Raw genomic sequence first — 1,717 nt, 5'->3', positions numbered from 1 at the left:
GCGTGGGGGTGGGGCGGCCGCGGCCCCGGATCGCGACCACGGCCCCGCCGGGGTCCACGGCGACCCGGGCCGGCCAGGGGCCCGCGGGCTCGGTGCCGGGGTCGACGGTGACGTGCAGGGTGACCGATTCTCCGGGCGCCAGGGTGCCCGCGGTCCGGCTCGCCCGCAGCCAGGGCGCGTCGGACCGGAGCTGCCAGTCCACCGGGGCTCCGCCGGATGCGGTGAGGGTGAGCACGGTCGTCCCGCCGTACGGGGCGGCGGCGACGGTGAGCCGGCCGGGAGCGCCGGGCCCGTCGGGGGCGGCGGACGGCCCGGCGCTGATCACCTGGACGGAGACGTCCCGGCCGGGGCCCGGGGTGCCGGCGGGGAAGCCGGGGGTGCGGGCGGCGAGGCCGGCGCCGGCGTTCTCGTACGCGCGCATCGGGCGGCCGTCCCGGTGGGGCGGGATGTCGGAATCGCTCGCCGAGATCCCGGATTCGGCGCCCGCGGGCTCGCCGGTGTCGGGTGCGCCCCGATAGGCCGCCCACAGGGCCAGGAGCGGTGCCGCCACGACGGTGGCGACGACGGTGGTGGTCACCGCGCGGGCGCGCAGCCGGTCGCGACGGGCCGCCCGGTCCCGCGGGTCGGTGGGGAAGCCGGTGCGGTTGAAGCGGGGGACGGCGGGGCGGCGGCCGCGACCGGTGCGCTGCATGGCCGCGTGGACGGCGGCCCGGGGCGCCTGGACGAGGGGGAGGGCGGCGTCGATGCCGCAGGAGCCGGGCCAGGGGGCGGCGGCGCCGGCGCGTTCGGCAGCGCGGCGGCAGCGCGGGCAGTTGTCGACGTGCCGGACGAGCTCGGCGCGCAGGGCGGTGGACAGCAGGAGCTGTCCCTCGTCCGTGAGCCGGGACACCGACGGGCAGCCGCCGGTCTCGACGGCGGCGAGGGCGGCGCGGGTGCGTTCGACCTCGCAGGCGGCGCCGGCGAGCAGCTCGCGGGCGGTGGCCGGGGGCGTGCCGAGGACAGCGGCGAGTTCGGGGACGCCGAGGCGGTGGCGGACGGCGAGTTCGAGGGCCTCGCGCTGCTCGGGTGTGGTGCCGGCGGCCTCGGGCCAGGCGAGGCGGGCGAGCTCGGTGCGCTGGTACGCGTACACGTCAGGAGAGCGGTGGGAACCCTGGGAGCGGTGCGCCCCCGGTGCACGTTCGGCCCCGGCGTGCTCCGGCGTGCGCCGGGCAGAGTGCGCCCCCGGGCGGCCGCGCCGCTGCTCGGTCATCCGGCGCACGCAGGCCCAGCGGGCGAGTGCGTACAGCCAGGCCCGGCGGTAGCCCTCGTCGGGGCAGCGGCCGGGATGCCGCTCTGCGACGGCCAGGACCTCGGCGAGCGCGTCGGTGGCGGTGTCGTGGTCGCACAGCACCGACAGGCAGTAGGTGAACAGGCCGTCCAGGTACGGCTCGTGCCGGAACGGCGGCGGCTGCTCTGCGGCGGCCCCCTCACGGGGTGTACGCCCGTGCGCCTGTTGTGCGCCGGTGCGCGGGTCGGGGCTCTCCTGGTTGCTGCGGTCCACCCTGGCGAAGGTAGGCGGCCGCCCGGCGAGGCCCGTGAAGCCTTGAGCTGTTTTAGCTCTTACGGGTGAAGAGATCGAACAGGTGCTGACCGCGGCCCTGACCCCGGGCGCGGGCGGGGCGCCGGCGGGGACGGCCGGCGGGCGTGGACAGGGGTGGCCGGCGGGCCTGGACGGGGG

1 protein-coding gene is annotated in these 1,717 nt (G+C 79.1%); it reads right to left on the bottom strand.

Features of this window, described 5'->3' with window-relative positions; genetic code table 11:
* Positions 1 to 1,540: sigma-70 family RNA polymerase sigma factor (locus HYE82_RS36320; RefSeq protein ID WP_179178483.1), on the bottom strand; the 1,540-nt coding region annotated here is incomplete at its 3' end.
* Positions 1,541 to 1,717: the final 177 nt, after the last annotated feature.

The sequence above is a fragment of the Streptomyces sp. BR123 genome, from assembly GCF_013401435.1.
In the GTDB taxonomy this organism is placed as follows: Bacteria; Actinomycetota; Actinomycetes; order Streptomycetales; family Streptomycetaceae; genus Streptomyces.
This window is presented reverse-complemented; position numbering and strand designations above follow the sequence as displayed.